The organism is Moorena sp. SIO4A5 (assembly GCF_010672005.1).
GTDB lineage: Bacteria > Cyanobacteriota > Cyanobacteriia > Cyanobacteriales > Coleofasciculaceae > Moorena.
Genome location: NZ_JAAHHZ010000045.1, coordinates 15,586 through 42,563 on the forward strand (window position 1 = coordinate 15,586; position 26,978 = coordinate 42,563).

Genomic DNA, 26,978 nt, shown 5'->3' on the forward strand with positions numbered 1-26,978 from the left:
GACGCGGGGCGCGTTCGGGTCGCACCTGAGGAGTGATGTGATAATTTCATGACATTTTGAGTCCATATTTTCTGGTAAATGCGTGAATTTACCGAAAATCGCCTGATTTACCCCTTGACCTGACCAAAAAATTCCTTGTTATATATAGTTGATCAGAGGATCCCATAAAAATGTTGGTTTGTTAGTATTTAACCAAATTATCGATGGCTGACTTTACCAGATTTTAGGTATAAAAAATAACTGAAGTTTCGAATAAGCAGTAGACGGGTAATTTCCCTCAAGGCGCGCGCCTCCTAGGCCGCGAGCAATCCCTCGCGGCCACGGGTCGCGCCTTTAAAATCTGGGAATCAAGAAGGATAAAAACTTTAGTCAGGTCTGACCTAATGGTAAGTTTCATAGCAACCAAAACTTTTTTTAATTAGGTGCGCTTTCCGTAATGGCGTTCGCGTAGAGTGACCTACGGTCAAGGGATTGCTCGCCATCACGGGTCGCACCTCAAGATTGACATCAGTAATCTATCAGGCAACCTAACAACGTATAGAACATAAATCATGGCAAAAGAAGGAACTCCCCTAGAAGAAATGACTCTACGGCAATTACGTAGAGTCGCGAGTGAATATGGTATATCTCGATACAGTAGAATGCGGAAAGCACGCTTATTGGCGGAAATTCAAGCAATAGAACGTCACAAAAGGTCTACCACTCCATCGCCGATAATTGAGGCACAACCGAATGTGGAATCAACCAAGTTTGAATTAGCTCAAGAAGAGCCGACTAGTGATACTCTAGTTTCTGTTGATGAGGGATTAGCAGAGCTACCAGAAGGTTATGGTGAAAGCCGGATTGTCCTAATGCCTCGTGATCCACATTGGTCTTATGCCTATTGGGATATTCCCTATGAACATAAACAAGAACTGCGCTCTCATGGAGGTCAACAACTCGCTCTAAGGCTCTATGATGTTACCGCAATCAAACTGGATTATCAAAGTCCCCATAGTATCCAAGAATATCCCTGTGATGAGCTAGCGCGAGAATGGTATCTACCCATGCCAGTTAGCGATCGCGATTATTTAGTTGAGATTGGTTATCGCTGTGAAGATGGTCAATGGCTAGTTCTGGCTCGTTCAGCACCTATCCATGCCCCCCCAGCCTATCCCTCTAAATGGATGGAAGACCAATTCGTCACGGTCAACTGGGATGATAATCTACAGGGTAAGACTGTCCTAAAACTTGTGCCGCCTAGCCAGACAGCTAATGGGAGTAGCTCAGAAATTCCTGATCGACCTATCTATGGGGAAATCTTTGGCATGACTCAATCTGTGGAAGCTGAGGGAGTAGCTGGTTCTCTTTATAGTTCTATGCAGCAACTACCAAGGTCAGTAATAAGTTCCAATGCTTTCCCTTCGGGTATTGGTAAGTGGGTTTCTCCAAACATGTCGGGAGCTGGTTTCAATGCTTCTGCTCCCCCCGCTCGTTCTCCGGAATTGTCCTTAGTCGTAGATGCTGAGCTAATTATCCATGGTACCACTGATCCTCGTGCTTCCCTTACTATTGATGGACGTCCGATTAAGATTAACCCAGACGGTACCTTCAGCTTCCAGATGTCTTTCCAGGATGGTGTGATTGACTACCCAATCATGGCAGTGTCAGTGGATGGCAAGGAAACTCGCTCAATCCATATGAAGTTAATCCGCGAGAAGCCATCATGCCATACTGATATCGTGTTCAGTTGAATAAAATTTGTGAGTGCAGTCCCCACCCATAATTTACACCTATACTTTATAAGTTGGGTGGGGTCAGCCAAACCAGCTTTTACCGAAGCGAAGCGTCAGCTTCTATGGTACGATACCATTAGCAGTTCAACGACTCAGGGTTGATGAGGTTAGTAGACAGTAGGCAAAAGTATCACAAAGCTTGCCAAAACCTCAAGTAATTTGCTATACTTTAACTATGAAATTAGTGCCATGACCTTGTCTCACAATTAAATAAATTTCCCGAAAACCAAGGGTTTTGTAGTGACATTGGATCTGGTTGACGCACTTTTATGATGGCGCACGAGGAATATTTCTTCGTGCTTTGGGAGATACCCCCTGGCTGAGCAATCAGCTTGCATTGGCGGGCTAAAGTTTCTCTTGGTAGACTTTGGTAGCTAAAAAGTATCGGTTCTGAATCTCCTTGTATTTATGGGTTCGATAAAGTCAAACATAAATATGCTATAATCTCAAAGTTTTATAGTTACCAGGATCAGTTGTAGCTTTTGATACCAATAATCTAATAGTTAGTATAGCTAGATACTAACTATTTGTATATAGTTCAAGAAGCAGCATTGACCTATAATAACCTGAGAATTCACACTTCATACTTCTAAGGAGTTCCCCCGACACTAGCCGGGGGATTTTTTTGCCAAGAGTCAATAGGTGCGCTTGACCCATTAAGAATTAAATTCGCCACGGGTCGCACCTGAGGGAGTGACAAGCAGGATAAAAACTAGACCGGGTGTGGGTTGTGGACTGAAAGGATTTGGGGAAAATAGGAGTCAGTTCCCTGGTTCTAGTCACGCCAAGAATTTGACAAAACTTGCCTTTACCCATCCCTCTTAAGCCGCGAAGCTCAAACTAGTTAGGTGTGCTTTCCGCATCTAATTATTAAATTCGCCACGGGTCGCACCTCAAGTGTGATTAATTGGTTATGATCGCAAGTGGTTTGAAGAGAATAACAACTCATCTCAAGTCTGCTTGATACCAAGTTGCGGTCAAACGTACAACTTTCTCTTCCGCCAATTTCCCCATCTCCCCATCTCCCTATCTCCCTATCTCCCTATCTCCCCATCTCCCTATCTCCCTATCTCCCTATCTCCCTATCTCCCTATCTCCCTATCCAACCAATCTACTATCTTTGAATGCAACTCGGTATGAATACCCACGGGCTAGACTGACACCGGAAAACCCACCACACGGTCAGACAGGGTAGAGATTTTGATTATGGGTAATTAAACGAATTTGATATAAGCTATAACTGCGAGAGACGATGGTGATAGTTTTTTGTAATTTTTGAACTAATCAGGGTTAGGCTTTTTAGTGGCGTTTACGTTTGGACCATTCGTTGTCACCCAAAATCCCTAGATATCCGGCTCTTCCGTTTTGAGTATGCTAAATTATCACAAACCCAATCTAAACTGTTGATACAATAAGGAGGTTGTGGGTTTAGCTAAAATTTTATAGTAAAAAATAATTATCAAAACCTTAAAGCTATACATGATAGTAATTTGAGTTCATCAAAGCTAACAGTTTAGCATAACAGGTACGGAAGAGCCAGATATCCCCACCCAAGGAGAATAAAAAACCCGATGCGCTCGAAGATCGGATTGCTTTGGCATCAGATGTTAATTAAAATTGTGCTTATAAAGTATTTATTAAAGAAATTAATATCAAATAAATTTACACCGTTGTATTTAATAATTGCCTGGACCAGTTGTAATGATGCCCTAGCAGTAACCCTAACTTCTTTGCCAAGCAATCATAGATCTCTAAGAGCAAGTAACCTTCTGCTTAAGCAGCAGGAGAATAAAACTGCTCAGGAGTCAGTAAAATTGGTTGATGGAAATTATCAAAATCAGATAGGTGAACTATTAGCGCCCATACTATCAGATTCAGAAGGAGCAGTTCTACTAGAGACTAAACCCAATACACCTGCTAGACTAACTGCTTTTGACTCTAAAACCATTCAAGTTGATAAAATCGAAGTCATTGGCAGCACCATCTTTTCACCAGAGCAGTTTCAGCAGATCATACAACCCTATCTAGGACGCTCCCTGACTATTGAACAACTAAGAGAAGTCGCGGATGATATTACCACCTTTTACCTCAAGCAGGGCTATATTAACACTAGAGCAATTCTTCTTGCCGATCAAACAATTGACATTACCAAGGGCATTGTTACAATTCGTGTCATAGAAGGGGGTATAGAAAAGATCGAAGTTGAAGGAACACGCCGCCTCAATCCCAACTATATCCGCAGCCGTGTCCAGTTGGGGACTGGAACACCATTCAATACTACTGATTTGGAAAACCAATTACGATTGTTACGGCTTGACCCAAAGTTGGACAGCATAGAAGCCAGCCTGCGCAAAGGAACAAAAGTGGGACAAAGCATTCTGATTGTTCGTGTTGTGGAAGCTAATCCGTTTGAAGGAAGTGTAGGGGTTGATAACTACTCACCTCCTAGTATTGGTTCTGAACGAATGAGCTTTAATGTTCGCCATCTCAACCTAACTGGCAATGGGGATGAAATTTCCTTCACTTATCGTCGTTCGACCACTGGCGGGTCTAATATTTTTGATTTTGGCTATCGCTTTCCCCTCAATCCCCGAAATGGTACCTTAGAACTGCGAACAGTGATCGACCGTAATCGGGTGACTCAAGCACCATTCAATGTTTTTGATATTGAGGGAGAATCTGAGCTGTATGAAATTCGATTTCGTCAGCCGTTGTACCGTACACCTCGGGAAGAATTTGCTCTGTCTCTAGGGTTCAGTTATAGAGATGGTCAGACTTTTTTGGGTGATGAGCCTCTTGGGTTTGGCTTTGGTCCAGATCAAGATGGCTCGACTACCCTGAGCGTGATTAAGTTTGAACAAGAGTATCTACGTCGGGATTTGGAGGGAACTTGGTTTTTGCGATCGCTTTTGAGTCTGGGAACTGGCTGGTTTGATGCCACTATCAACCCCGATCCTATACCTGATGGACGCTTTTTTCGCTGGCTAGGCCAAGTACAGCGGTTGCAGATTCTCTCAGAGGATAATTTCTTAATTATGGGAACCGAGGTTCAGCTTACCCCCAATAGCCTATTGCCTCCCCAACAATTTTTGCTTGGCGGTGGTCAATCCCTGAGGGGCTACCGTCAAAATATTAGAGCAGGGGACAATGGATTACGATTCTCTATTGAAGACCGTATCACTTTACATCGAGATGTAGACGATCACCCCGCATTACAACTAATTCCGTTTTTCGACATGGGTTATGTCTGGAATAACCCTGACAATCCTAATACGTTACCGTCACAACGGTTTTTAGCGGGTATTGGCTTAGGGCTAATTGTGCAGCCAGTGACAGGGCTTAATCTGCGACTTGACTATGGCATTCCTCTGGTTGATTTGGATGATCGCAGTAACAATGCCCAGGATGAGGGCTTCTACTTTAATGTTCGCTATCAATACTAAACTATTTCAACTCTGACGATTACGGTGAATGGGCAACCGTGAGCGTCAACAGTCAATAAAACTTGATCAAATACTGACTAAATTACTAGGATTAGCGCCAACTGCCTATCTTTAGAATACAGACTTTGAATAGAAGAACAGATGTTCACTTCCTACATCGGGTGCTATGTTGCTGCGCTAGATTCGATTATAGTCTTGGTTTCCAAACTCCCTAGGAAATTTTTATGATCGAATGAATATCATCTAAAAGCAAACATTCCCGGTGAATCCATTGACCCATTCTAATTTATTGCCTGACCCGTTAAAAGCGTGGTACACCCAATCTGTCGAAAATTCTTTAGCAGAATCCGGCTGTGACCCTCAAGCCGGTTTGACCTCTCAACAGGTATCACAGCGGTTGGAATACTATGGCTTAAATGAGCTAGAGGAAAAAGCAAAGCGCAGTTCCTGGGCAATGTTCCTTGATCAATTCAAGGACATCATGCTGCTGATGCTGATTGCAGTAGCGATAGTTTCCGGGATTTTAGATCTGATCAATCTGCAACAAGCCTCAGAAAAGGCCAGTGAATTCCCCTTCAAAGATACGATTGCTATCCTCTCAATCGTGATTCTTAATGGCATCCTCGGGTATCTCCAGGAAAGCCGTGCTGAAAAAGCCCTAGCAGCCCTGAAAAGTATGGCATCCCCTAAGGTACGAGTGCTGCGGGATGGTCGTACCTTAGAGATAGATAGTCAACAGCTTGTGCCAGGGGACATCATGTTGCTGGAAGCTGGGGTACAAGTTGGAGCAGATGGTAGGCTGATCGAGGCATCGAATTTGCAGGTCAGAGAATCTGCACTGACTGGGGAAGCTAATGCTGTCAATAAAACCGTAGAGGTGGAGCTATCGGAAGATACTCCCATAGGCGATCGCATTAATTTAGTTTTTCAGGGAACTGAAGTTGTCCAAGGCAGAGGTAAAGTCCTAGTTACTGGTACTGGGATGAATACGGAACTGGGTAAAATTGCCCAGATGCTACAAGGGGTGGAAAGTGAACCGACACCTCTGCAACAGCGCATGTCTCAGCTGGGACAAGTCTTGGTAACCGGTTCGCTGTTGCTAGTAGCACTAGTAATTATCATTGGCTTGGGCGTAAGCGGTTGGGACTTGAGTGTGTTCCAACAACTGGTAGAAGTTTCTTTAAGTATGGCAGTTGCTGTAGTTCCAGAAGGCTTGCCAGCGGTGGTGACTGTTACCTTAGCCCTAGGAACCCAGAGAATGGTACGCCGTCATGCTCTAATTCGCAAACTACCAGCAGTGGAAACCTTAGGAAGTGTGACTACCATTTGTTCTGATAAAACTGGTACCCTGACCCAAAACAAAATGGTTGTGCAACGGGTGGATACCCTCAACACTAGTATTCAGGTGACTGGGAATGGTTATGAACCTGTAGGGGAATTTCTCCTAGACAATCAGCCCATTACTACAGAACAGTATCCCGAACTCGAACCCCTACTTCTAGCTTGTGCTCTGTGTAATGATGCCATCTTGCAGTATGAACAGGGGGAGTGGAAGATTTTAGGAGACCCCACAGAAGGAGCATTAATTGCTCTGGCTGGTAAAGGGGGTGTGGATAAGGAACCTCTGAGTCAACAGTATTCCCGTGTGGATGAAATTCCCTTCTCCTCTGAGCGTAAGCGTATGAGCGTGATTTGTCAGTGGGATAGTTCTCCAGATAACTTTCAACCTGCTAACCTACCTGCTAACCTTGGCTACTCGAACACCAAAGGCGAACAACCTTGGCCTTTCGGCCACGCTACGCGAACAACCGAGAACCCACAACTGACCGGTTACATGATGTTGACCAAAGGGTCTCCAGAATTGGTGTTAGAGCATTGTACTTCATCAGTACATAATGATGACAGAGCAGCAGGAACTCTAGGGTGTCAACCCTTGACAGAAGAGCAGCGGCAACAGATTTTGGAACAGAATAACCAAATGGCAGGGGCTGGTTTGCGAGTCCTAGGTTTTGCCTATAAATCCCTAGATAGCTTATCAGCTCCAGAAGCAGACCATGAAACCTTAGAGCAAGGGTTGGTGTGGTTGGGGTTAGTGGGAATGTTGGATGCTCCACGGCCAGAGGTACGAGAAGCAGTTCAGCGGTGCCGGAATGCTGGAATTCGTCCGATTATGATTACCGGAGACCACAAACTTACCGCTAGAGCGATTGCCCAGGATTTGGGAATTGCCAATCACACTGATCAGGTACTGACTGGTCAGCAGTTACAAAAGCTCTCCCAACTCGATCTAGAGGAACAGGTAGACCAAGTCAGCATTTATGCTCGTGTTGCTCCGGAACACAAACTCAGAATTGTTCAGGCACTCCAGGGTAGGGGTAAATTTGTTGCCATGACCGGAGATGGGGTGAATGATGCACCCGCTCTCAAGCAAGCTGACATTGGTATTGCTATGGGAATTACCGGAACCGATGTCAGTAAAGAAGCCAGCGATATGGTGCTGTTAGATGACAACTTTGCCACCATTGTTGCTGCCACAGAAGAAGGTCGGACAGTATATGACAATATTCGTCGCTTTATTAGATACATCCTGGGCAGTAACATCGGTGAGGTATTAACTATTGCCGCAGCCCCGATCATGGGACTACCAGATGTTCCCCTCACTCCCTTACAAATTCTCTGGATGAACCTAGTCACTGATGGTTTACCCGCTCTTGCCCTAGCTGTGGAACCAGCAGAACCCGATGTGATGAAGCGATCGCCTTTTAGTCCTAGGGAAAGTATTTTTGCCAGAGGGTTGGGGTCTTATATGGTGCGCATTGGTATTGTCTTTGCCATTTTCAACATTACCTTAATGGCAATTGCCTATGGATACTTCCCTCACTGGAAGACAATGGTATTTACTACCCTATGTATTGCTCAAATGGGCCACGCCCTCGCAGTCCGCTCCAACAAACGCATTACTCTGGAATTAAACCCATTTTCTAACCCTTATTTGCTGTTGGCAGTTACTGTGACTACTCTCTTACAGCTGCTACTGGTTTATGTACCCTTTTTGCAAGACTTCTTTGGCACTGAACCTCTGACTATCATGGAATTCGCTGTCTGTCTTGGCTTTAGTACGTCACTATTTGTTTGGGTTGAGCTGGAGAAATTATTTATTCGTTGGTATGGCAAGGGAAAAGTTCAAGGTTAGTCGGTTGGGAGGTTGGGAGGTTGAAGGTTGAAGGTTGAAGGTTGAAGGTTGGGAGGTTGAAGGTTGAAGGTTGAAGGTTGGGAGGTTGAAGGTTGAAGGTTGAAGGTTGAAGGTTGGGAGGTTGAAGGTTGAAGGTTGGGAGGTTGAAAGTGAAATATTAAACGGTTAGAGATTTTTTTAGTTGATATCAGACTTCTCATCTTAAGGCTGTTAACCTATTCACCTAGAACCTGCTAACCTAGAACCTGCTCACTTTCAACCAGCTAACCAACCCTACAAGAGATGCCTTGGGCAAACAACCTCTTAACCTTTAACCTCTTAACCTTTAACCTCTTAACCTTTAACCTCTTAACCTTCAACCTCTTAACCTTCAACCTCTTAACCTTCAACCTCTTAACCTTCAACCTCTTAACCTTCAACCTACTAACCTTGGCCTTTGGCCACGCTACGCGAACAACCTTCCACCTGCTAACCCCCAACCTGTAACCTTCATTGGATGTACCTTAAGAGCCTACACCTGCGACAGTTTCGTAACTACAGGGATTGCCTGGTTAACTTCGATGCTCCCAAGACAATTTTACTGGGTAATAATGCTCAGGGGAAATCGAATCTACTAGAGGCAGTAGAGTTGCTCTCTACCCTCAAGAGTCATCGGTCAGCACGCGATCGCGAATTGGTCTTAGAAACTACTCCTATTGCTGAGATTCGGGCTACTCTAGAACGAGCCTATGGTTCAGTAGAACTAGGATTAACCTTGCGCAGTCAGGGAAGGCGTACTGTTGCTCTCAATCAAGAATCCTTGCGTCGGCAGTTGGACTTTTTAGGTATTCTCAATGCGGTACAGTTTTCTAGCCTGGATTTGGAACTGGTGCGAGGAGCACCAGAACGGCGTCGCGCCTGGCTCGATTCAATTCTGACTCAGCTCGAACCAATTTATGCTTACATTTTGCAGCAATATAACCAGGTATTGCGACAGCGCAATGCTTTGCTGAAAAAAATCCGTAAACTTCAACAAGAAGGGGAAGTTGATGCATCGGTATCCAAGCAGTACAATGCGGAGCTAGGGTTGTGGGATGCCCAACTGGCTACTGCTGGCTCACGAGTCACCCGCCGTCGAGAGAGAATGCTAAAACGGTTAGCTCCTATAGCCCAAGCATGGCACGCTAGTATTAGTGGCAAGACAGAGGTATTGGATATTACCTATGCCCCCAATGTCAGTCTTTCCAAAGATGACCCTGATCTAGTCAAGCAGGCTTTTTTAGAGAAAATCCAACAGTACTCCCTTCCTGAATTTCATCAAGGGAGAACCCTAGTCGGTCCTCACCGGGATGAAGTACAGTTTACCATTAATCAGACCCCAGCCAAGTCCTATGGTTCTCAAGGTCAACAACGAACGTTGGTCTTAGCGCTTAAGTTAGCTGAATTGAAGCTCATTGAAGAGGTGGTGGGAGAGCCACCTCTGTTGTTACTAGATGATGTATTAGCTGAACTAGACCTGAATCGGCAAAATTTACTGTTGGATGCTATTCAGGATCGGTTTCAGACTTTGATTACTACTACTCACTTGGGAGCCTTTGATTCCCAATGGCTGAATTCGTCTCAGATTCTTTCAGTGCAAGCAGGACAGATTAAAAGGTTGGAAGCTTGATGGTTGATACTTGATGGTTGATCGGGTAAACTACTTTTACACTTTGTTATCTTTCTGCCTCCCTGGAGACTCCCGTTATAGCCGAAGGCTTAACGGTGAGAGGAAAGGGAGGACGAGCAGTTGTGTTCAGTTGACAATTCACATGGAATGTTTTAAAATGTAAGCATGGTTGAAAAAGCTTACCGTTACCGTTTTTACCCAAATCCTGAACAAGACAATCTGTTGAGGAGAACTCTAGGCTGTGTAAGACTTGTTTACAACAAAGCCTTATGCGCTAGAACAAAAGGATGGTATGAACACCAAAAACGAATCAGTTATAAAGAAACTTCCTCAATGTTGACAGGATGGAAAAAACAGGATGACTTGTTTTTTCTAAATGAAGTCAGTTGTGTTCCACTTCAACAGGGGTTAAGACATCTTCAAACTGCTTTTACTAATTTTTTTGCAGGTCGTGCCAAATATCCCAACTTCAAGAAAAAACGCAACGGTGGTAGTGCAGAATTTACCAAATCGGCATTTAAATGGAAAGATGGTCAGATCTATCTTGCTAAATGCCAAGAACCTTTGCCTATTCGTTGGAGTCGTCAATTACCTATAAACTGCGAACCAACTACCGTTATAGTTAACTTAGATCCATCTAATCGATGGCATATCTCAATCAGGTTTAATGATCATAGAGACTTGAGTTTGCCTGTGACGGATAAACAAGTTGGTTTTGATTTAGGAATTACTAGTTTAATCACGACCAGTGACGGGGATAAAATCACTAATCCCAAACATTTCAAAAAACTCAAGAAAAAACTGGCCAAATATCAAAAGGCTTTGTCACGAAAACAAAAAGGTTCCAATAATCGTTACAAAGCCAGATTAAAGGTAGCTAAAATACACGCAAAAATCAAGGACGCTAGAAAAGATTTTACTCACAAGCTAACCACTAAACTGGTCAAAGAAAACCAATTGATTGCGTTTGAAGACTTAGCGGTGAAAAACATGGTCAAAAATCAAAAACTAGCTCAGGTGATCAGTGATGCTAACTGGGGGGAAATAATCCGTCAGGTCAAATATAAATCAGAGTGGTACAGCCGTAAAGCTATTTCTATTGACAGATGGTTTCCCAGTAGCAAGTTGTGTTCTGTATGCCTCAATCGCGTCGAATCTTTACCCCTGAGTATTCGGGAGTGGGATTGCCCATCTTGTAATACTCACCACGATCGCGATATTAATGCATCAATTAATATCTTGGCGGCAGGGCTTGCCGTGTCAGTCTGTGGAGCGACCGTAAGACCTCAAGAGAGTAAGTCTCGGAGGGCTGGTGCGAAAAACTCCAAAAAAAGGGAGAAGGAAGCAGAAACCTAAGTCGTGAGTCTTAGGAATCCCCCGCTATAATCAAAGATTTAGCGGTGGGAGGATGTCAATAAGACAAAATTTTTTGGTTATACTAAGGTTGTTGTATCTTCTGATCACAATCAGAGATATAGCGTTTATCATACCGTAAGGATTCAGGTAGGGGCTTGACAAAGTCCGGGATGGAGCTGGAGAATCATCAGAAGAATGTGTAGCTTCTCACTAACCCCAGACACAGCTGCTGTATAACCAGAAGTCCTACGGAAGAACTGGTGCAGCTGGTAGTGGAGCAAAAAAAACTGCGATTAGCAACAGCACTCAGTGATCGAAAGTCTGGTTGAAGAAATAGAAAGACTCAAACTCAGCCCTTGCCTAGACTCGAAAAACTCATCTAATCCACCATCAACGGACTTGCTCAAAAAGTCCGAAAAGAAGCAGGACTTGCAGGATTAATCCGAGAGTCCAGGCAAAAAGAAACCCGGAGGGCAGCCTGGACACAAAGGAAAGACCCGCTTTGGGTTTGGACGAGTAGACCGCGCTCGTTATACTTAGTCCCCAGCAATGCCCTTCCTGCGGTGGGAGTCTGATCGAAACCCCTTGCGTCAAAGTCGAAACTCAACAAGTAGCTCAGCTGGTGGAGCGACCCATAGAAATCGTAGAATATCAACGCCACTATTGTCAGTGTATTGAATGTGGGGTAAGAGCTACGGTACCGTGGCCTGATTCGCTCATCCCGGAGATGAAACCTTAGAATAGTGGAGCCTTACTAACAAACCTTTAACCCTATGCCGCATAACCTACCAACTTGCTTTGGCTCCACTATTCTTACGGTAACTTCTGACCCCTGGACTTGATTTGGGCGTGCGGTTGCAAGGATTACTGGGATGGCTGGGAAACTACGGACATCTGCCTTACTCCAAACAACTTCAGATGTTGTGGGAACTCGGTGGGATCAATATTGGAGTGGGAACGTTGGTGAACACCAACCAACGACTAGCATTAAGCTTGCCAAGGGAGCGTTGAGGCTCTCTTGACCTGGGTGGCTGTTGAACAACCCAATGTGCATGTGGATGAAACGCCGTGGGCGGTCAAGGGCATTAAAGAAGCGATGCAGCGCCGCCAAAGGGGGTTTCCCCCACTCGCTATTGCATCAAGACATGGCTCTGGGTACTGAGCCATCCCGAGTTCTGTCTATAACATGGCTGGAGATACACCCTCGCGAGGGGAACTGATTAGCCAGTTGGGACAGACCTATGACGGGGTTCTGATTACGGATGATTACAGTGTCTACAATGGCTATTATCGGTCAATGATCAACAGAAGTGAAAGCGCCCATCTGCGCCGTCACTTTCTCAGGTTAATCAAACAACCATTACTTCACAACCGAGCCATTGGGGAAGCCAAAGTTGAACTGATTGATGAAGCATGCAAGCCGTTATCGTCTCTGGCAACAAACTGGAGATTCAACGGATTACCAACACTGGGTAAAAGAATTCACGCGCGAAGATACAGACAACGGTTCAAACCTGGAGTTCAGCTGCTGGGGCTGAAGCGGGGAAACTCTTGCGCTCCCTCATTGAGATTGCCTCCCAATGGTGGTATTTTTTAGACCATCCCCAAGTCCCACCGGATAATAAAAAGCGCCGAAAGGTCTCTACGCTTGGCGGTAACTAGGCGTAAGGGAACGTGGTGGCTGAAGTTCCCTCCAACGATTCGAGCAGACCGCTAATTTACTACACGACCAGTCCAAACTTGTCGTTTTCAGGGACGTTCGGTGATGGATTTCTTTGAGCAAGCTCTCATGGCTGTTGCTGGTCACTTGCCCGAAGCTCCTTCCCAAATCCCTTCTCCCCACACCTGAATCCTTACACCTAGAGAGCATTACGATAATCTTGGTTGTTGGCATTCCCTTATAGGATGTCTGAAAAGTAAAAATAAATGCGATCGCAAACACAAATGCGCGTACGCGCATCGGCGCGGCTGCAAGCAGATCGCAAAAAGAAAAACTCTCGTCACGATCAGCTGTCCATAGCAATAAAAGACAGATAACGAGAGTAAAATAATGAATCAATCATATCGTACCGATAAAACCTATGAACAATGGCAATTACTCGAAACACTTATACCACCAGCTTGCGCCGGGAGGTCGTCCATTAAGCGTAGAGATGCGCTCAGTAGTCAATGCCATCTTTTATGTCTTGGTAGCAGGATGTGCATAGGTCTTGTTACCTCACGATTTTCCCAAAGGTCAGACAGTCTATCATTACTTTCGGCAATGGCGTATCAGTGGTGATTGGGCTTAAAGTTACCGTAAGGATAGTGGAGCCTTTATGGTTGGCAGGCTATGCAGAAAAAGTTTAAAACTTATTGAATAAGGCTCCACTAACAATCAGGTTTCGTCTCTAGGAGAGAATTCACGAACAGTTACGAAAATGGGTACGGGTAATCGTTGACCATCAACAAGCGTCCGAGTGCAGCGATTCTTGATAGCCAATCAGTAGAAACCGCAACCATGATTCATTTGGAAGTGGGCTATGATGCTGCCAAACAGGTTAAAGGTCGTAAGCGTCATCTGGTGGTGGTATCCCATGGTTTGTTAATGGTTGTAGCCGTCAGTGCAGCTTCTTTACCAGAACGAGAGGGAGCCAAATTATTGTTCGACCAACTCCATGGACTTAGAGACAGATTTCACCGATTAATCAAAATTTGGGTTGATGGCGGTTATCGAGGTGAAGGTTTTATGAGGTGGGTGATGGATGTCTATGGCTGGATAAAAGAAACTGTGATGCGCTCAGATACCGTGAAAGGAAATGAAGTTTTACCAAGACGTTGGGTCGTGGAACGGACTTTCGGTTGGTTTAATTGGTGTCGTCGTCGAGCGCAAAGATTATGAAGTCTTACCAGCGACTTCTGAAACTATGATTCGAGTTGCCTAGATTTCTGATCATGCTTAGACGTTTGGCGTAGCCAATTACTTTTCAGACATCCTCTTAGATGATTAGATTTCTCCCAAGGGTTTACTCGTAACAGATGGGCTGCAACTTTGAGAACTATTCCCATCCTATCTGCATTGCTAAAAACATTGTAAAGAAATTTGGTATCTTCCCTGCAACCATTCAGATACATGATACTTTTTTAGATACTCTCTGAAAAAGCAGCAAAAAAAAATTTATCATTTGACACTGCTTTTAACTGATTCTCTTGCATTGCGAGCCTAGTGAAATCAACACCCAAGCTCTTTGGCAAGACTACAAAGTTTTAGGTTTTTTTAACCTTTCTGATCATTGATCATCAATTATATATATTCAGGATATCCGATATGAGTACAACACCAGATCAAACCGCAGATGCACGGAACCGCGTCATTGAATCCGCCAAGCGATTGGGAGTTCAACTCAATGAACAAGAATTGGAACGATGGATGAATTCCATTACCCAAACCACAGAGGGCAGCGATATTGTCGTCGATGAAAAGACAGGGGTTTTCGGTCACAAAGTCAGCATGTTGGATTTTGACCCGAAAGACCTGGAGCGTTTTCGCACTATCGGTAAAATTGTGGAATTTGACGATGTTCCTGGTCTGGTAGAAACTGCTTTGGCCCTCTCTGGTTCAGCCGCTCAATCCAAGGTTCAAACTCACCCTGGAGACTGTGACTACTTCGAGCGGGTGAATATTATTGCCCCCACCAAGGCTGAAGCTTGCCAGATTCTAGCTCGAATTATGCGTGAGAAAGCAATCAACAGCCTGTCGGGTGACAATTTTGAATTCATTGAACTGAAATTTGGTAGCTATCCCCAAGACGTTATCTGCAACGAACGCCCCTGTAGCAAAGGCTCACCGATCGCGTGGTCTTCTGACGAAGTTGTGGCTGGAAAGATAGAAGCGAGGGACTCTGAAGGAAATCCTGTCATCATCACCTGGGATTCTGTAGCCGACGATCCCGGTTGGTGTAAGCTGGACTGGGTAATTTCTGATCCAGTGCGCGGTCAATTGGCCAACGCTAGCAACATGTTGGATGTGACCTGGGAAGCTCCCGATGGTACAATCACTCCCTTAGACGGCTATCTAGACGCTTATTTTCAAGAGGTTTACCTGGATGCCGAATCTGCTCCCATCTTTAACAAACTGGTGAAGCAGGTTTCCAGCGATGTCATGGATGATTACGTGACGGCGTTGCAAGACCAAGTTAAAAAATATGTTAAGGAAGATCATCTCAACTATGGCAAAGCTGCCAAACGTTTGTATAATATATTCCGGCTGAATGGGCAGTATGAGGAAGCTGCCTTCCTGCGGGAACTTTTTGACGAACCGGCGGCATTACTTTATCAAGTCCACGCCCTGGTAAAAACGGTTCAAGAAGCCACGGAAAAAAGCACCGTCTTTGATATCGACAGCATTCTTGATCAGACTGATGAACTGATTATGTCAGTGATCAAGGTCTTGGAAGGGGAAGAGGAATTGGAGATCGTGCGCCATCTGCTGCGTCTATCCCGCTGCATCAGCCGTCAGGAGGAGGGGGTTCCCCTTGGTCCCCAAGTAGACGCAGCCCAAGCAGAGGTAATGAATATTGTCAACAATTTCTTCTACGAAAAGATGACAGCACTACCTGCAATTAAGGCTTATATTGACCAGCTCAAGAGTTGATAATTACTCTAGCCGCCTATCGTAGGGGAAACGCATCTTGTTGGATAAGCAGGGAGAGTTCTCCATAAACCCTGCCTTGTCTTGATGCAGTCGCTCATGGTTTTGGGTTTGGGTGCCAAACCTGTGTCGGCACCTTGAAAGCCCCGTGGCAATCGCCTTTAGCCGACTGCATCGCTTCGCTTGATTGTTGACAATGCACTTTCCATTGGGTTTGATGATTAGATTTGTCCCAAAGGTTTACTAGTACCAGATGGGCGACTCTTACCAGATGGGCTGTGCAACTGGGTTAGAAATATTCCCATCCTATCTGCATTGGTACAGAGATTGTAAATAAATTTGATCTCTTACTTGCAACCATTCATAAATATGATATCTTTCTAGATACTCTTCCTGAAAAAGCAGCCAAGAATTTAGCCTTTGACACTGCTTTTAACTTATTGTCTTGCATTGCGAGCCTAGTAAAATCAAGGCCCAAGCTCTTTAGCAAGGCCACAAATTTTTAGGTTTTTTTAACCTTTGTGATCCTTGATCATCAATTATATATATTCAGGATATCCCACATGAGTACAACACCAGGTCAAACCGCAGATGCACGGAACCGCGTCATTGAATCCGCGAACCGATTGGGGGTTCAAATCAATAGACCTCTTGCAAAAGTATTTTTATGATAGTGTTTACGTCAATTCTTGTCCACTGTTCCCTGTTCCCTGTTCCCTGTTCCCGACTTCTGCCGCGAAGTCTAATGAACAAGAATTGGAACGATGGATGAATTCCATTACCGAAACCACAGAGGGCAGCGATATTGTCGTCGATGAAAAGACAGGGGTTTTCGGTCACAAAGTCAGCATGTTGGATTTTGACCCGAAAGACCTGGGACGTTTTCGCACCATCGGTAAAATTGTCGAATTTGACTATGTTCCTGGTGTCGTAGAAACTGCTTTGGCCCTCTCTGGTTCAGCGGGCTTAAATCAAGGTTTGAGCATGAATCAACTCATAACCAGCAACTTTCAACTTCCGATTATGGACACGGGCGTTATTGGTTCGGAAGTTAGGTTGTGAGGAATCCCATAACACTTTGGGGAGATTGTAGCGATCGCATATTTGATCAGTCAGCTCCCGCGTCGTGAGTTTGAGGTCGTTAACTAGGTTGTAGATACCTTGGCAGCGGTTTCGTCGGGCAAACTCCACGGCCTGAACAATGTCGTCTCGGTGAATCCAATTGATAAAGTTATCGCCACTGCCAGGAAGCGTCGTGCCTGCCAGTCGCTCAAACCGCTTGCTTAACTCACGACCGGGACCATAAATCCCCCCAAGGCGCAGGATACAGACATTGCGCTCTTCACTGCTTGCCCCTAATAAAATATGTTCCGTCAAAGACAAAACCCGACCATGTTCGTTGGCTGGAACGATGGGAGAATTTTCATCTACCCATGCTCCCTGTTGGTTACCGTAGACGGCGCAACTACTTAGGTAAATTACCTGCTTCACATTGGGATTATCTGCTAAAGCTGCTACCAAATTGCTAGCGGTGGGGATGTAGGTGGCTTCGTAGAAGTTGGCATCAACTTGCCTATTACTGATTGGGGCAATACTCAGGACGATAGTGTCTTGATCAATAAGTGCCGACTGCATCCCTTGGGTATCATCCCCTTTCATCACCACTACCTGTGAAGCGACTTCCTTCAGCTTTGCTACCCGTTCTTGGGTAGTAGTGGTAGCTGTAACCTGGTGACCCTGCTGGTGATGCCAGAAATTTGCTAGAGCTGTGCCAACATAACCGCAACCAATAATGGTAATATTCATAAGGTATAATCTTTAGGGACATCCGTAACAATTTCAATAAAGCGAGTCTGAACCCCTCGCTAAATAGATCCGTTGGAGGAATATGCTTGACTTCAACAGTTGAGCTGTTGGTTCCGGATTAAGTAACGTCAGATCAACCTGTCTAGGACTTTCTAATAGAATTCCCAGAGGTTATAATCACGTAACAGTTTTGGCTGAATCCTGAACAGCTTTTGATTTCCCGATAGATATTGCTGTTTTATTATATCAATTTTAGCCTAAATGTAAATATTTGTAAATGTAATGTAAAATACATACGTTGCTGTGCTAAAATGTCGTAAACTAACAGCGATTAGCCAAGGGTTGCACAGCATCAGCCCAAAATCCTCAACGTTTCAAGTCGAGGAGAGTTCAAATCAGCGACTTACCCCAATTATTTGGGATTATGTGAGAGGAATAGTGGTACAGTATTTGTGGTATTGCTACAGAGTTGAGATCGCTTAAACAGCTTAATCTGGATTCAGCAGCTTGATATCGAACTCTGTAACCTCAGCATATGCGCTACGCGCACGCTGCTTGAGGTGCCGTGAGCTTTTGGCTCAGGCTACTTGAGGTGCCGTCAGCCGTTGGCCGTAGACCAAGCTAAGGGAACAGCCGTGAGCTAAAGGTCACGCTGCTTGAGGTGCTTATTTTATTCAAAAGCACCGATTGCGCTACGCCCACGCTGCTCTGTTGGCAACTTTTGTCCTGTACTGAGATTTACGCCTAGTCTTATAAAAGAAAAAGATCACCATGAAACCATATTTCTCTGCACTTTTAATCCTATCCACAGTAACCACAATGACTGGTTGCACGAACCTTGGTACGCCAAGGGCACAGGCTGCGCCATGCGAAAATCCTGTCACAAAAAACGATGTTCTAGCTGCACAGCAAAGCTGGGGCAAAGCCATTGTCGCCATTGGCAAGGCAGAAAACCCAGAAGCAGAAGCACAAAGTACTCTTGACAGGCTTTATGCTTATGATATTGGTAAGGTTTTGTTCAAACCAACACTGGCCAGCGATGATCCGTTCAGAGGCACGGAGAAAGAGGCTTTGTCTTATTTTGTCGGCGGCAGCATCAGCGAAGATAAAGGTTTTGCTCTTGCGCCCTATAATAAAGTGCGCTTTGAGAATGAAGGAATTATTACCAACTGCGATACAGCCATGTCGATGGGTGAGTATTTTTTCACCAAAACAGACGGTAGCGAGATCAAGGTAGAATACTCTTTTGGTTATGTTCGCGATGAAAACGGTGATCTGAAAATCAATCTGCACCATTCATCTCTGCCGTATCAAGCACAATAAGGGCGATTGACCGTAGGTCACGCTACGCGATCGCACGTCTGACAAAAGTTGAGCTAGGTCTGGCGCTAGACTTTCCACCCATTGCTGTTGCTGGCTCGACTCTTTTGGCGGTTGAATCTCTTCTGGTGGTTGGGTCATTTCGGGTGCTGCTTCTATCTGTGATGCTTCAGATAATGCGCTCGGCTCTACAGGAGGCTGATTTGCTTCTGGCTTGGGCGTTTCGGGTACTGCTTCCTTAGATTCTGCTTGAGCTGTAGGTGGTGTTTTTGATGCGTAAAATTCAGCTAGTGCCCTAGCTTGGCCTTGAGGTATGGCATCATTAAATATTTTGCTAAGAGACCTCCTGTGATGAACAACGGTGAGCCAAAAGCAATCATCAAAGTCACTCTCAAGCAATGCTTTGGCACCATAAGGAAGACAAGGATAACGATCAAATAGAGCGGTTCTGTGGTTGGATGAGGTACACAAGAAATGGCTTTCCCCTAGTAGGGCTGATCAAGATGTACCTCACAGTCGCGGAAACCGCTATAATTCTTTAGCCACCGCCACCGCAGCCACCACAGCCGCCACCACAGCCACCGCCACCGCAGCTACTGCCACCGCCACCGCAGCCACTATCACCGCCACCGCAGCTACTGCCACCGCCACCGCAGCTACTGCCACCGCCACCGAAGCCACCGCCACCGAAGCCACCGCTATTACCAGAATGGCTGGGAGGATTAAATACCTTTCGCAAGTTTTGTAGACCATTTTGGCTCAAAACTGTACTACCAAATAGAGCAAATGCCAGGGCGAGTTGAGAATGGTTTTGAGCATTTTGCAGCATCCGATGCTTAACTTTTAGGTTTCCTAATACAGTATCGCCGTAACGACTACGCTTTACTGGTACAACCAGAAAGAACAAACCCATGATTGCTGTCATGGCGCACAGTATGATCAGAAAACCGACTGGCTTATGTCGCGAAATGCCTACTATAATTTTGCTGATTCCTAGGAGCAAGACAGCAAACAGAGGAAGTGCGGGATATTGCTGGGCTGATTTGCCCTGGTCTTCTGTAAGTAATAGATTGAGATCGGTTAAGCGATCGCGTATTTGGTCTGTAGCGGATGCAGCAGATGCTCTGATTTGAGTGATGTTCTCACCAATTTTGACAGCATTCTCAATTTTCAACTCAAGGGGATTAGTTGTGTTACCCAAGGGATTGACTAATTCTAGCCCTCGGTTTTTGGGCACAGGTTTTAAATTTTGATCCTGCACAAGGTTAACGATGGCTGTATCGATGGCTCGCTGTTGACCACCAACTAAATAGCCTGTCTCATAGGCATGGAGATAGACCGATTTGCCATAGGGATCGGAAGTTGGTTCTCGTAGATACCAACGTAAACCGTAGGCCAAGACTACCGCAGCACTTACTAGCAATAGATAGAACCTAAGAAATAATGGTCCTGTAAAATTAAGTGGATTTGCGCTATTGACTAAGGCTAATGACTCACAACCTGTGATTGTTACTGTCAAGACGAACAATAGGAAAACAATCGCGTATTGGTTGAGGCTGAAGTTGGGGAGTGAGTTTAAACTAACCTTAGGTAAACTAACTTTAGGCAAATTAACTTTAGGTAAAATCCAGTGCTGCTGAGGGTTTACCCGCACAAAATTGACATGCTGACTAACATGAATATCAGCGGGTGCCCAAATATCTACTGGTGGCGCTTCCCCAAAGAAATAGTGATAGCTGGCTAGGGTTTTACTGTACCAATCGTCGAATTTAGACTTTTCACTGGCACCACCACCACTAGGCAGATGATGAAAGGGGGTTTGTAGAATGTTTGGGCAAAATTCATCCCAGTAAGAATGGGTATAGGTCAAGTGTAGATGCCACACTTGATCCACTGGGTCAGAAGGGGAGACGGGATGGTCAGCTACTACTGCTAGAAACGCAAATTTTTTGTATTCCTCAATTACCCGCTGAGTGTAGTTAAGACTCCACTGATTTTCCCGAGCTAGTCGCTTGCTAAAGGGAAATTTGGCCTCAGGATCATCTAAAGAAAATGCCTGAAGGCGTTGATAAATTTGGGTTTGTTGAAGGTTCATCATTGTTTGTGTTTTCTTGTAGAATGCTAGTTACCTGAATCTACCCATATATTTCTATTCAGCCTAAAAATAAGGTTTTATGAAAAGGTCTCTTGATTTTGCGTTCGCGTAGGGTGGTCTACGCCCAGGTGGGGGAATGCGTCGCGATTTTGTTCAAATAAATGTGAAGATAGTTTAAATATTTCTGGATAATATCAAAAATATGGTATAGTCCATATACTAGAAAGTATGCTAGTTGCCTGAATCCCATAGCCCCATAACTCAAAGCGCTGCTTGACTGACAATTCTTAGGATTAAAATTCCTAGTAAATCCTGAGGGAGTAACAGCGCTAATCATCAATATGCAAATTTTCGTAAGTCAATCAGAGTCAAGCAGACTCCTGTAGCTGATTGGATCTGGCAATCTACCAAAATACGGCAATCAATAGAAATGAATAGAGTAGTTACTTTAACACTAGATGGTGACCTAGACAGTGGAATTCGAGTCACTTTGACATGGGGAACAACAGACAAGTCAGCTGAAGGAAAAATTATGAGTTGGTTGGCCCCAAACCCCGAAATTTATCAACTATACACCGATTGGCAGCAAGGATATCGTAATTTAGAGTATTTTTACCGAAACCCCCGCTTAACTCCCAAAGGACTGTACATCTCTTCGGTTAAATCCTGTGAGCAATTGGTTGACGAGTTAAGGAACAATATTAACCAATGGCTGAATTCTAGATCCGATGGCTTTGACCAGGTCAGAGATCAATTAACAACTGAGTTAAGCCGTCATCGTGATACTCGGGTATTGATTCAGACCGATAATCCTCAGCTTCAACGATTACCATGGCACCTCTGGGATGTATGGGAAAATAATCATGACTCCGTTGAATTTAGTTTAATTCCCTTGGAATACCAGCCACATCCAGAAACTAAACTGAGAAATCGGGTCAGACTATTAGCTATTCTTGGTAACAGTGAGGGAATTGATATCGAAACCGACCGCAACTATTGGCAGCAAGTCTCTAGCTTAGACTCATCCTCTTGCTTTCTAGTAGAACCGACACGAGAGGAGTTAGACCAAAAACTTTGGGAAAACGATGGTTGGGATATTCTGTTTTTTGCTGGTCATAGTTCTAGCGAATGTAATGATGAAACCGGTCGAATTTATATAAATAAGGAAGACAGTATTCTCATTAATGAGTTAATCCCAGCTCTCAAGCAAGCCATTAAAAACGGCTTGAAGCTAGCTATATTTAATAGCTGTGATGGTTTAGGTTTAGCCAATGCTCTAGCTAAATTACAAATGCCACAAGCCATTATTATGAAAGAGCCAGTGCCCGATGAAGTTGCCCAGACTTTCCTCAGGTTTTTTCTGGAAGAATTTTCTCAAGGAAAGTCTCTCCAGAAGGCAGTTAAAGTAGCACAAAAAAGACTGCATTATCTAGAGAATCGATTAGATAGAAAATTACCCTACGCTACTTGGTTACCAGTGATTTATCAGCATCCTAAAGCACAACCTTGGCGTTGGCCAGTGTCAGGATCATTAGTTAAACTTTTGATTAAATTAGCGTTAGGGACTGTTGCGATCGTTAGCATTTACGGAATTTACAAAATTGGCACAGAACCTAACAAGCTAGGAGACAAGATTAGTTCTGGGGAAGAGATACTGGATACAACCTCTGCTCCACGTTTCAAGCAACGGAGTGTGAAGTTACTAGCTAAGTGTCAGGAGCCATTCAGAAATTATTTAGGAATTTGGCGTCAAGAAACCAGGAAAAAAGTTCGGAATTGCTTTTGGACAAAAGCTCACTATAAAACAGCTGTTGAGTTACTTAAACAATCCTGGCAACAGAATGGAGCCGATCCGGAAACGTTAATTTACTTGAATAATGCGCTACTGGAAGCTGAAGGAAAAAACTATTATACAATAGCTGTTACAATTCCCATCATTGACACCCCGAATCAATCAGTAAAAGATGCCAATGCTGCTAAAGAAATTCTGCGAGGAATTGCCCAAGCTCAAACTGAAGTTAATTTGGGACTCTTTGAAGTCGATAACGAACTGATTCAGCAATTTCCAGGTAAAGATTTTCTAAACCGTAAAGGGATTAATAATAGGATTGGACTCAGAGTCGTAATTGCTGATGATGCCAATAGTGAAGAAGAGGCGAAAGCAAGAGCAAGCTTATTGGTGAAGCAATCGAGTATTCTAGGAGTCATCGGTCACTGGACTAGTGAAACAACTCTTGCCGCTGTAGATACTTATCAAAATGGGAAGCTGGCATTGATTGCTCCCTATGCTATGACAACAGAACTCACAACTAACCCTCGAAATTTTTTATTTCGGACTGTACCTACTAATGAAGACGAAACTGATAGTTTAGTTGACCACCTACTTAAGATAGATCAACGCCAAGTAGCAGTTTTTTACACTCCTCAAAGTTCATTTAGTAGCTATGGATGGCAGAAATTTAAACAAAAATTTGAAACCAAGGGAGGAAGGATCATAAAAGTCCGAGAGTATAAGTTATCCAAAAGTAACTTCAACGCCAACAAAGCCCTAAAGGAAGTAAGCAAATATAAAGAAACAGCCTTGGTGTTATTCCCAGATGCTCAAATCACTGATGCTTTGGAGAATTCCATTGAGTTAATCAAAGCTAACAACGGTCGTAATTTGATAGTAGGGGGATGGAATCTCTATAGTCCCCAGACTCTAAGCATCGGAGATTCAAAGCTATTGGAGAAAGTAGTTTTATTTGTTCCCTGGCATCCCCGAAGCAGTCCTAACCAAAAATTTACTCAAGACACTAGGAAATTGTGGCATGGACCAGTCAATCCGACCACAGCTACCACCTATGATGCCACTCGTACGTTGATTAAGGCGTTAGAAATGTCAAAGAAACCGACACGTAAGGGTATCCAGAAAACATTAGCAAGTGATGGTTTTAGTGCCGATGGTGCAACAGGAACCATTGAGTTTGAATCCAACGGTGATCGCAAGAATCCTCCTGGAGAATTAGTTCATATCGTACCTTGTCCCAAGAGCTTCTTTGGTTTAGCCTTTGTGCCCCTTGAGTATTCTTCTTGTGATTGAAAGTATTAAGATATTAGCTATCAGCATTCAGCATTCAGCATTCAGCGATCAGCCAAAGGCTGACAGAATTCTAAATTCTTAATTCACCATTCTTAATTCAATCTTTCTAAAACACTATTTAATAACTGCAGCTGATAAACGTTGCTGCTGACATCCTGTGGTTCTTGATTTCTTGGCAAACTGATCACTTTCTCTGCCTTGGTTTGATACTGACGCACCATCGAGAAAGCTTCTTTACTGAAACAAGTCAGATAATCCTGAGCTGCATTACTTAAGGCTTGGGCTACTTGATGGTCATAAGAGTCAGCAGATGAATTTGATTTATCTTTCTTTGCCCCTTTACTGAGGATATAGCTAGCCCCTCCAGCCATGGCTGCGCCCACTTTACCTTTTAAAGCCAAACGGATTCCAGTAGCAAGAGCAATTGGGATAACTTTCTTTAACTCCTCGGAAGAGTCGGCAGGCTCAGGTATAATAACTTGGGGAGTATCGGGAACAGAAATGATTAGCTTACCAGGATACTGATGCTCAAAAAACTCACAAGCTTTATCAACCCATTCCTGGATTGCTTGTTGATATCCATCCATGTCTTGTTGGAATTGTGCTTGCCAACTGCTAAATTCCCCTTGCTGAAGTGCTGTCGCAAGTGTTGATTGATAGCGTTCTAACAGTTTGGGCAAATAGAGCCAACTCTCGAAGTCAGAAACAGTGGCTTGGAATCCTTGTTTAATCAATTTCTGAGCTTTTTGTTGCAGTTCAAGTTTAGCCTGATGCTTCTCTTTGGCAGTTTCTAATTCTGAGTTGATGACTTGGATTTTAGACTGTAGTGCTGCTTTAACTTGAGTTGCGATCGCATCCACACGATCCAGGCGAACCGTTGTCTTTTCCCGTTGAGCAGCTACCATACTTTGTAGTGCTGATTCAAACATCGCCAATCCCGTCGTATGTGCTTGATCAGATAATCCTTTTAGTCTAGCTCTCAAAGCAGGTAGGGCATCAACTCGATACAAGTTACTAAGGGTATTCGGTAATTCCGACCGAAAACTTTCGGCTACAAACCGTAGCCTAGTCTGGACTTCTTTTTGCTGATCAGGTTCCAATAAATTCAGGAAATTGACCACAAAAACAACAGTCTTGATTCCTCTATCTATTAACCAGTCTCTCAGGTTTTCCCGCTCACCCAAGGTCATGAGCTGGCGACCATCCAGCACTTGAACGACTAAATCTGCTGTTAGCAGTTGGTCGCGCACTAATTTATCCTGAGCTTCCCGGTCATTTGTTCCTGGTAAATCCAAAAATTCTACACCAGTTTTTAGGAAGGGATGGGGACAGTAAACCTCTACCGAAGCGACATCAGAGCGCATACACCGTTGCTCATCTAAGATAGCATAGCGCTTCAAGACCTCTGTGCTATTTTCACTAATTTCTGTGCCATCAGTCAGGGTAATTCGAGTATGCAATTCTTCTCCATATCGGATATGAATTGCAGCCCCTGTAGTGGGAATTAGACCAATGGGCAGAGTGCGCTTTCCTAGCAAAGCATTGAGCAAGGTGGATTTTCCATAATTAAACGGACCAAAGACAGCAATCCGAAATGTGGGATTTTCTAGATAGTCGCACAGGGCAATTACATCCTTTCGCAAGGGTGAGTCTTGCTCCAAATCAAGCAGACCGATAGCAGACCTAAGAGAATTAACAACAGACTGATAGATTTGCTGATCTTCCATGACAAGTTGTGTTAAGTAATTGGTCTGTGGTTCGATTCCTCGACTTGAACCCAGCACTAAGCACGGTAGCAAATACAGTATAGCCAAAAAAAATAGAGAGCCGTTCGTTTGACTCTCTTGATCATCAGGGTGCATCTACTGATCTAAGTATAGCAAGATAAATGTGGGGTGCAACCCCTCACCCCTCTAAGCAAGCAAAATGTTACAAAACTTAATAGTGTGCATCGGCTTAATGATTGGGATGAAGGGTACGCACCGCTTCAAACCTATCACTTCAAATATGTAAAGAACTCTTAAGACATCTCAAAAAAAATAAGAGAGCCGTTGGTGTGACTCTCTCGATCATCAGGGTGCATCTACTAATCTAAGTATAGCAAGATAAATGTGGGGTGCAACCCCTCACCCTTCTAAGCAAGCAAAATGTTACAAAACTTAATAGTGCGCATCGGCTTAATGATTCTGATCAAGCGTACGCACTCCCAAAGCAACCACCAGTTGACTTGAAACCCTTGACTTCAAACACCATTAGAATTTTTCAGCAATCTCAAAAAAAAATAGAGAGCCGTTGGTGTGACTCTCTTGATCATCAGGGTGCATCTACTGATCTAAGTATAGCAAGATAAATGTGGGGTGCAACCCCTCACCCCTCTAAGCAAGCAAAATGTTACAAAACTTAATAGTGTGCATCGGCTTAATGATTGGGATGAAGGGTACGCACCGCTTCAAACCTATCACTTCAAATATGTAAAGAACTCTTAAGACATCTCAAAAAAAATAAGAGAGCCGTTGGTGTGACTCTCTCGATCATCAGGGTGCATCTACTAATCTAAGTATAGCAAGATAAATGTGGGGTGCAACCCCTCACCCTTCTAAGCAAGCAAAATGTTACAAAACTTAATAGTG

The 26,978-nt window shown here is 44.1% G+C and carries 19 protein-coding genes and 1 pseudogene; 15 read left to right on the top strand and 5 right to left on the bottom strand.

Annotated elements, in window-relative coordinates:
- Positions 1–551 precede the first annotated feature (551 nt).
- The 4 genes from F6K57_RS15850 (at position 552) to F6K57_RS15865 (ending at position 8,411) form a co-directional block, all read left to right on the top strand.
- The gene (locus F6K57_RS15850; RefSeq protein WP_293035640.1) at positions 552–1,733 is read left to right on the top strand and encodes a DUF4912 domain-containing protein; all 1,182 of its coding nucleotides are present in this window, start codon (positions 552–554) and stop codon (positions 1,731–1,733) included.
- A gap of 1,013 nt (positions 1,734–2,746) precedes the next feature.
- The gene (locus F6K57_RS15855) at positions 2,747–2,899 is read left to right on the top strand and encodes a hypothetical protein (protein ID WP_293069163.1); all 153 of its coding nucleotides are present in this window, start codon (positions 2,747–2,749) and stop codon (positions 2,897–2,899) included.
- Positions 2,900–3,505: 606 nt separating this feature from the next.
- Positions 3,506–5,218, top strand: coding sequence for a ShlB/FhaC/HecB family hemolysin secretion/activation protein (locus F6K57_RS15860; RefSeq protein WP_293069165.1), 1,713 nt, complete (start codon positions 3,506–3,508; stop codon positions 5,216–5,218).
- Between the two features lie 262 nt (positions 5,219–5,480).
- Positions 5,481–8,411: a cation-translocating P-type ATPase gene (locus F6K57_RS15865; RefSeq protein ID WP_293069167.1), complete on the top strand. Its 2,931-nt coding sequence runs from the start codon at positions 5,481–5,483 to the stop codon at positions 8,409–8,411.
- Here the strand turns inward: F6K57_RS15865 and F6K57_RS15870 are convergent.
- Positions 8,408–8,611, bottom strand: coding sequence for a hypothetical protein (locus F6K57_RS15870; RefSeq protein ID WP_293069169.1), 204 nt, complete (start codon positions 8,609–8,611; stop codon positions 8,408–8,410). The two genes, F6K57_RS15865 and F6K57_RS15870, sit on opposite strands and share 4 nt — an antisense overlap.
- An 82-nt stretch (positions 8,612–8,693) precedes the next feature.
- Between F6K57_RS15870 and F6K57_RS15875 the strand changes: the two genes are divergently transcribed.
- The 9 genes and pseudogenes from F6K57_RS15875 (at position 8,694) to F6K57_RS15915 (ending at position 17,107) form a co-directional block, all read left to right on the top strand.
- A complete protein-coding gene (locus F6K57_RS15875) occupies positions 8,694–8,897 on the top strand; it encodes a hypothetical protein (protein ID WP_293069171.1) in 204 nt (67 codons plus the stop codon).
- 10 nt (positions 8,898–8,907) lie between these two features.
- A complete protein-coding gene (recF, locus tag F6K57_RS15880) occupies positions 8,908–10,059 on the top strand; it encodes a DNA replication/repair protein RecF (protein ID WP_293069173.1) in 1,152 nt (383 codons plus the stop codon).
- Between the two features lie 165 nt (positions 10,060–10,224).
- Positions 10,225–11,415, top strand: a complete 1,191-nt coding sequence (locus F6K57_RS15885) for an RNA-guided endonuclease TnpB family protein (RefSeq protein WP_293069175.1) — start codon at positions 10,225–10,227, stop codon at positions 11,413–11,415.
- Between the two features lie 309 nt (positions 11,416–11,724).
- Positions 11,725–11,856 (top strand): hypothetical protein, encoded by a 132-nt coding sequence (locus F6K57_RS15890; protein WP_293069177.1) that lies wholly within the window; start codon positions 11,725–11,727, stop codon positions 11,854–11,856.
- Positions 11,857–12,601: 745 nt separating this feature from the next.
- A complete protein-coding gene (locus F6K57_RS15895; RefSeq protein WP_293069179.1) occupies positions 12,602–13,012 on the top strand; it encodes a transposase in 411 nt (136 codons plus the stop codon).
- Positions 13,013–13,465: 453 nt separating this feature from the next.
- Positions 13,466–13,685, top strand: a pseudogene (locus F6K57_RS15900) (transposase); the annotation flags it as partial.
- Between the two features lie 167 nt (positions 13,686–13,852).
- Positions 13,853–14,296 carry a transposase gene (locus F6K57_RS15905; RefSeq protein ID WP_293069180.1) on the top strand — a complete coding sequence of 148 codons (444 nt, stop codon included), beginning with the start codon at positions 13,853–13,855 and terminating at the stop codon, positions 14,294–14,296.
- 426 nt (positions 14,297–14,722) lie between these two features.
- Positions 14,723–16,048 (top strand): hypothetical protein, encoded by a 1,326-nt coding sequence (locus tag F6K57_RS15910; protein WP_293021292.1) that lies wholly within the window; start codon positions 14,723–14,725, stop codon positions 16,046–16,048.
- 648 nt (positions 16,049–16,696) lie between these two features.
- Complete coding sequence (locus F6K57_RS15915) at positions 16,697–17,107, top strand: hypothetical protein (RefSeq protein ID WP_293069181.1); 411 nt, start codon at positions 16,697–16,699, stop codon at positions 17,105–17,107.
- Here F6K57_RS15915 and F6K57_RS15920 read toward each other — a convergent pair.
- Entirely contained in the window at positions 17,012–17,851 is an 840-nt protein-coding gene (locus F6K57_RS15920) for an SDR family oxidoreductase (protein ID WP_293069183.1), read from the bottom strand. The genes F6K57_RS15915 and F6K57_RS15920 overlap by 96 nt on opposite strands.
- A gap of 771 nt (positions 17,852–18,622) precedes the next feature.
- Here F6K57_RS15920 and F6K57_RS15925 point away from each other — a divergent pair.
- A complete protein-coding gene (locus F6K57_RS15925) occupies positions 18,623–19,174 on the top strand; it encodes a hypothetical protein (protein ID WP_293069185.1) in 552 nt (183 codons plus the stop codon).
- On the opposite strand, the gene F6K57_RS15930 is transcribed toward F6K57_RS15925, so the two are convergent.
- Complete coding sequence (locus F6K57_RS15930; RefSeq protein ID WP_143727741.1) at positions 19,148–19,642, bottom strand: hypothetical protein; 495 nt, start codon at positions 19,640–19,642, stop codon at positions 19,148–19,150. The two genes, F6K57_RS15925 and F6K57_RS15930, sit on opposite strands and share 27 nt — an antisense overlap.
- 67 nt (positions 19,643–19,709) lie before the next feature.
- Positions 19,710–21,269, bottom strand: a complete 1,560-nt coding sequence (locus tag F6K57_RS15935; protein ID WP_293069187.1) for a TIGR04222 domain-containing membrane protein — start codon at positions 21,267–21,269, stop codon at positions 19,710–19,712.
- A 427-nt stretch (positions 21,270–21,696) separates the two neighbouring features.
- Between F6K57_RS15935 and F6K57_RS15940 the strand changes: the two genes are divergently transcribed.
- Positions 21,697–24,348: an ABC transporter substrate-binding protein gene (locus F6K57_RS15940; RefSeq protein WP_293069189.1), complete on the top strand. Its 2,652-nt coding sequence runs from the start codon at positions 21,697–21,699 to the stop codon at positions 24,346–24,348.
- Between the two features lie 92 nt (positions 24,349–24,440).
- Here the strand turns inward: F6K57_RS15940 and F6K57_RS15945 are convergent, their stop codons facing one another.
- Positions 24,441–26,075 carry a dynamin family protein gene (locus F6K57_RS15945; RefSeq protein ID WP_293069191.1) on the bottom strand — a complete coding sequence of 545 codons (1,635 nt, stop codon included), beginning with the start codon at positions 26,073–26,075 and terminating at the stop codon, positions 24,441–24,443.
- Between the last annotated feature and the right edge of the window lie 903 nt (positions 26,076–26,978).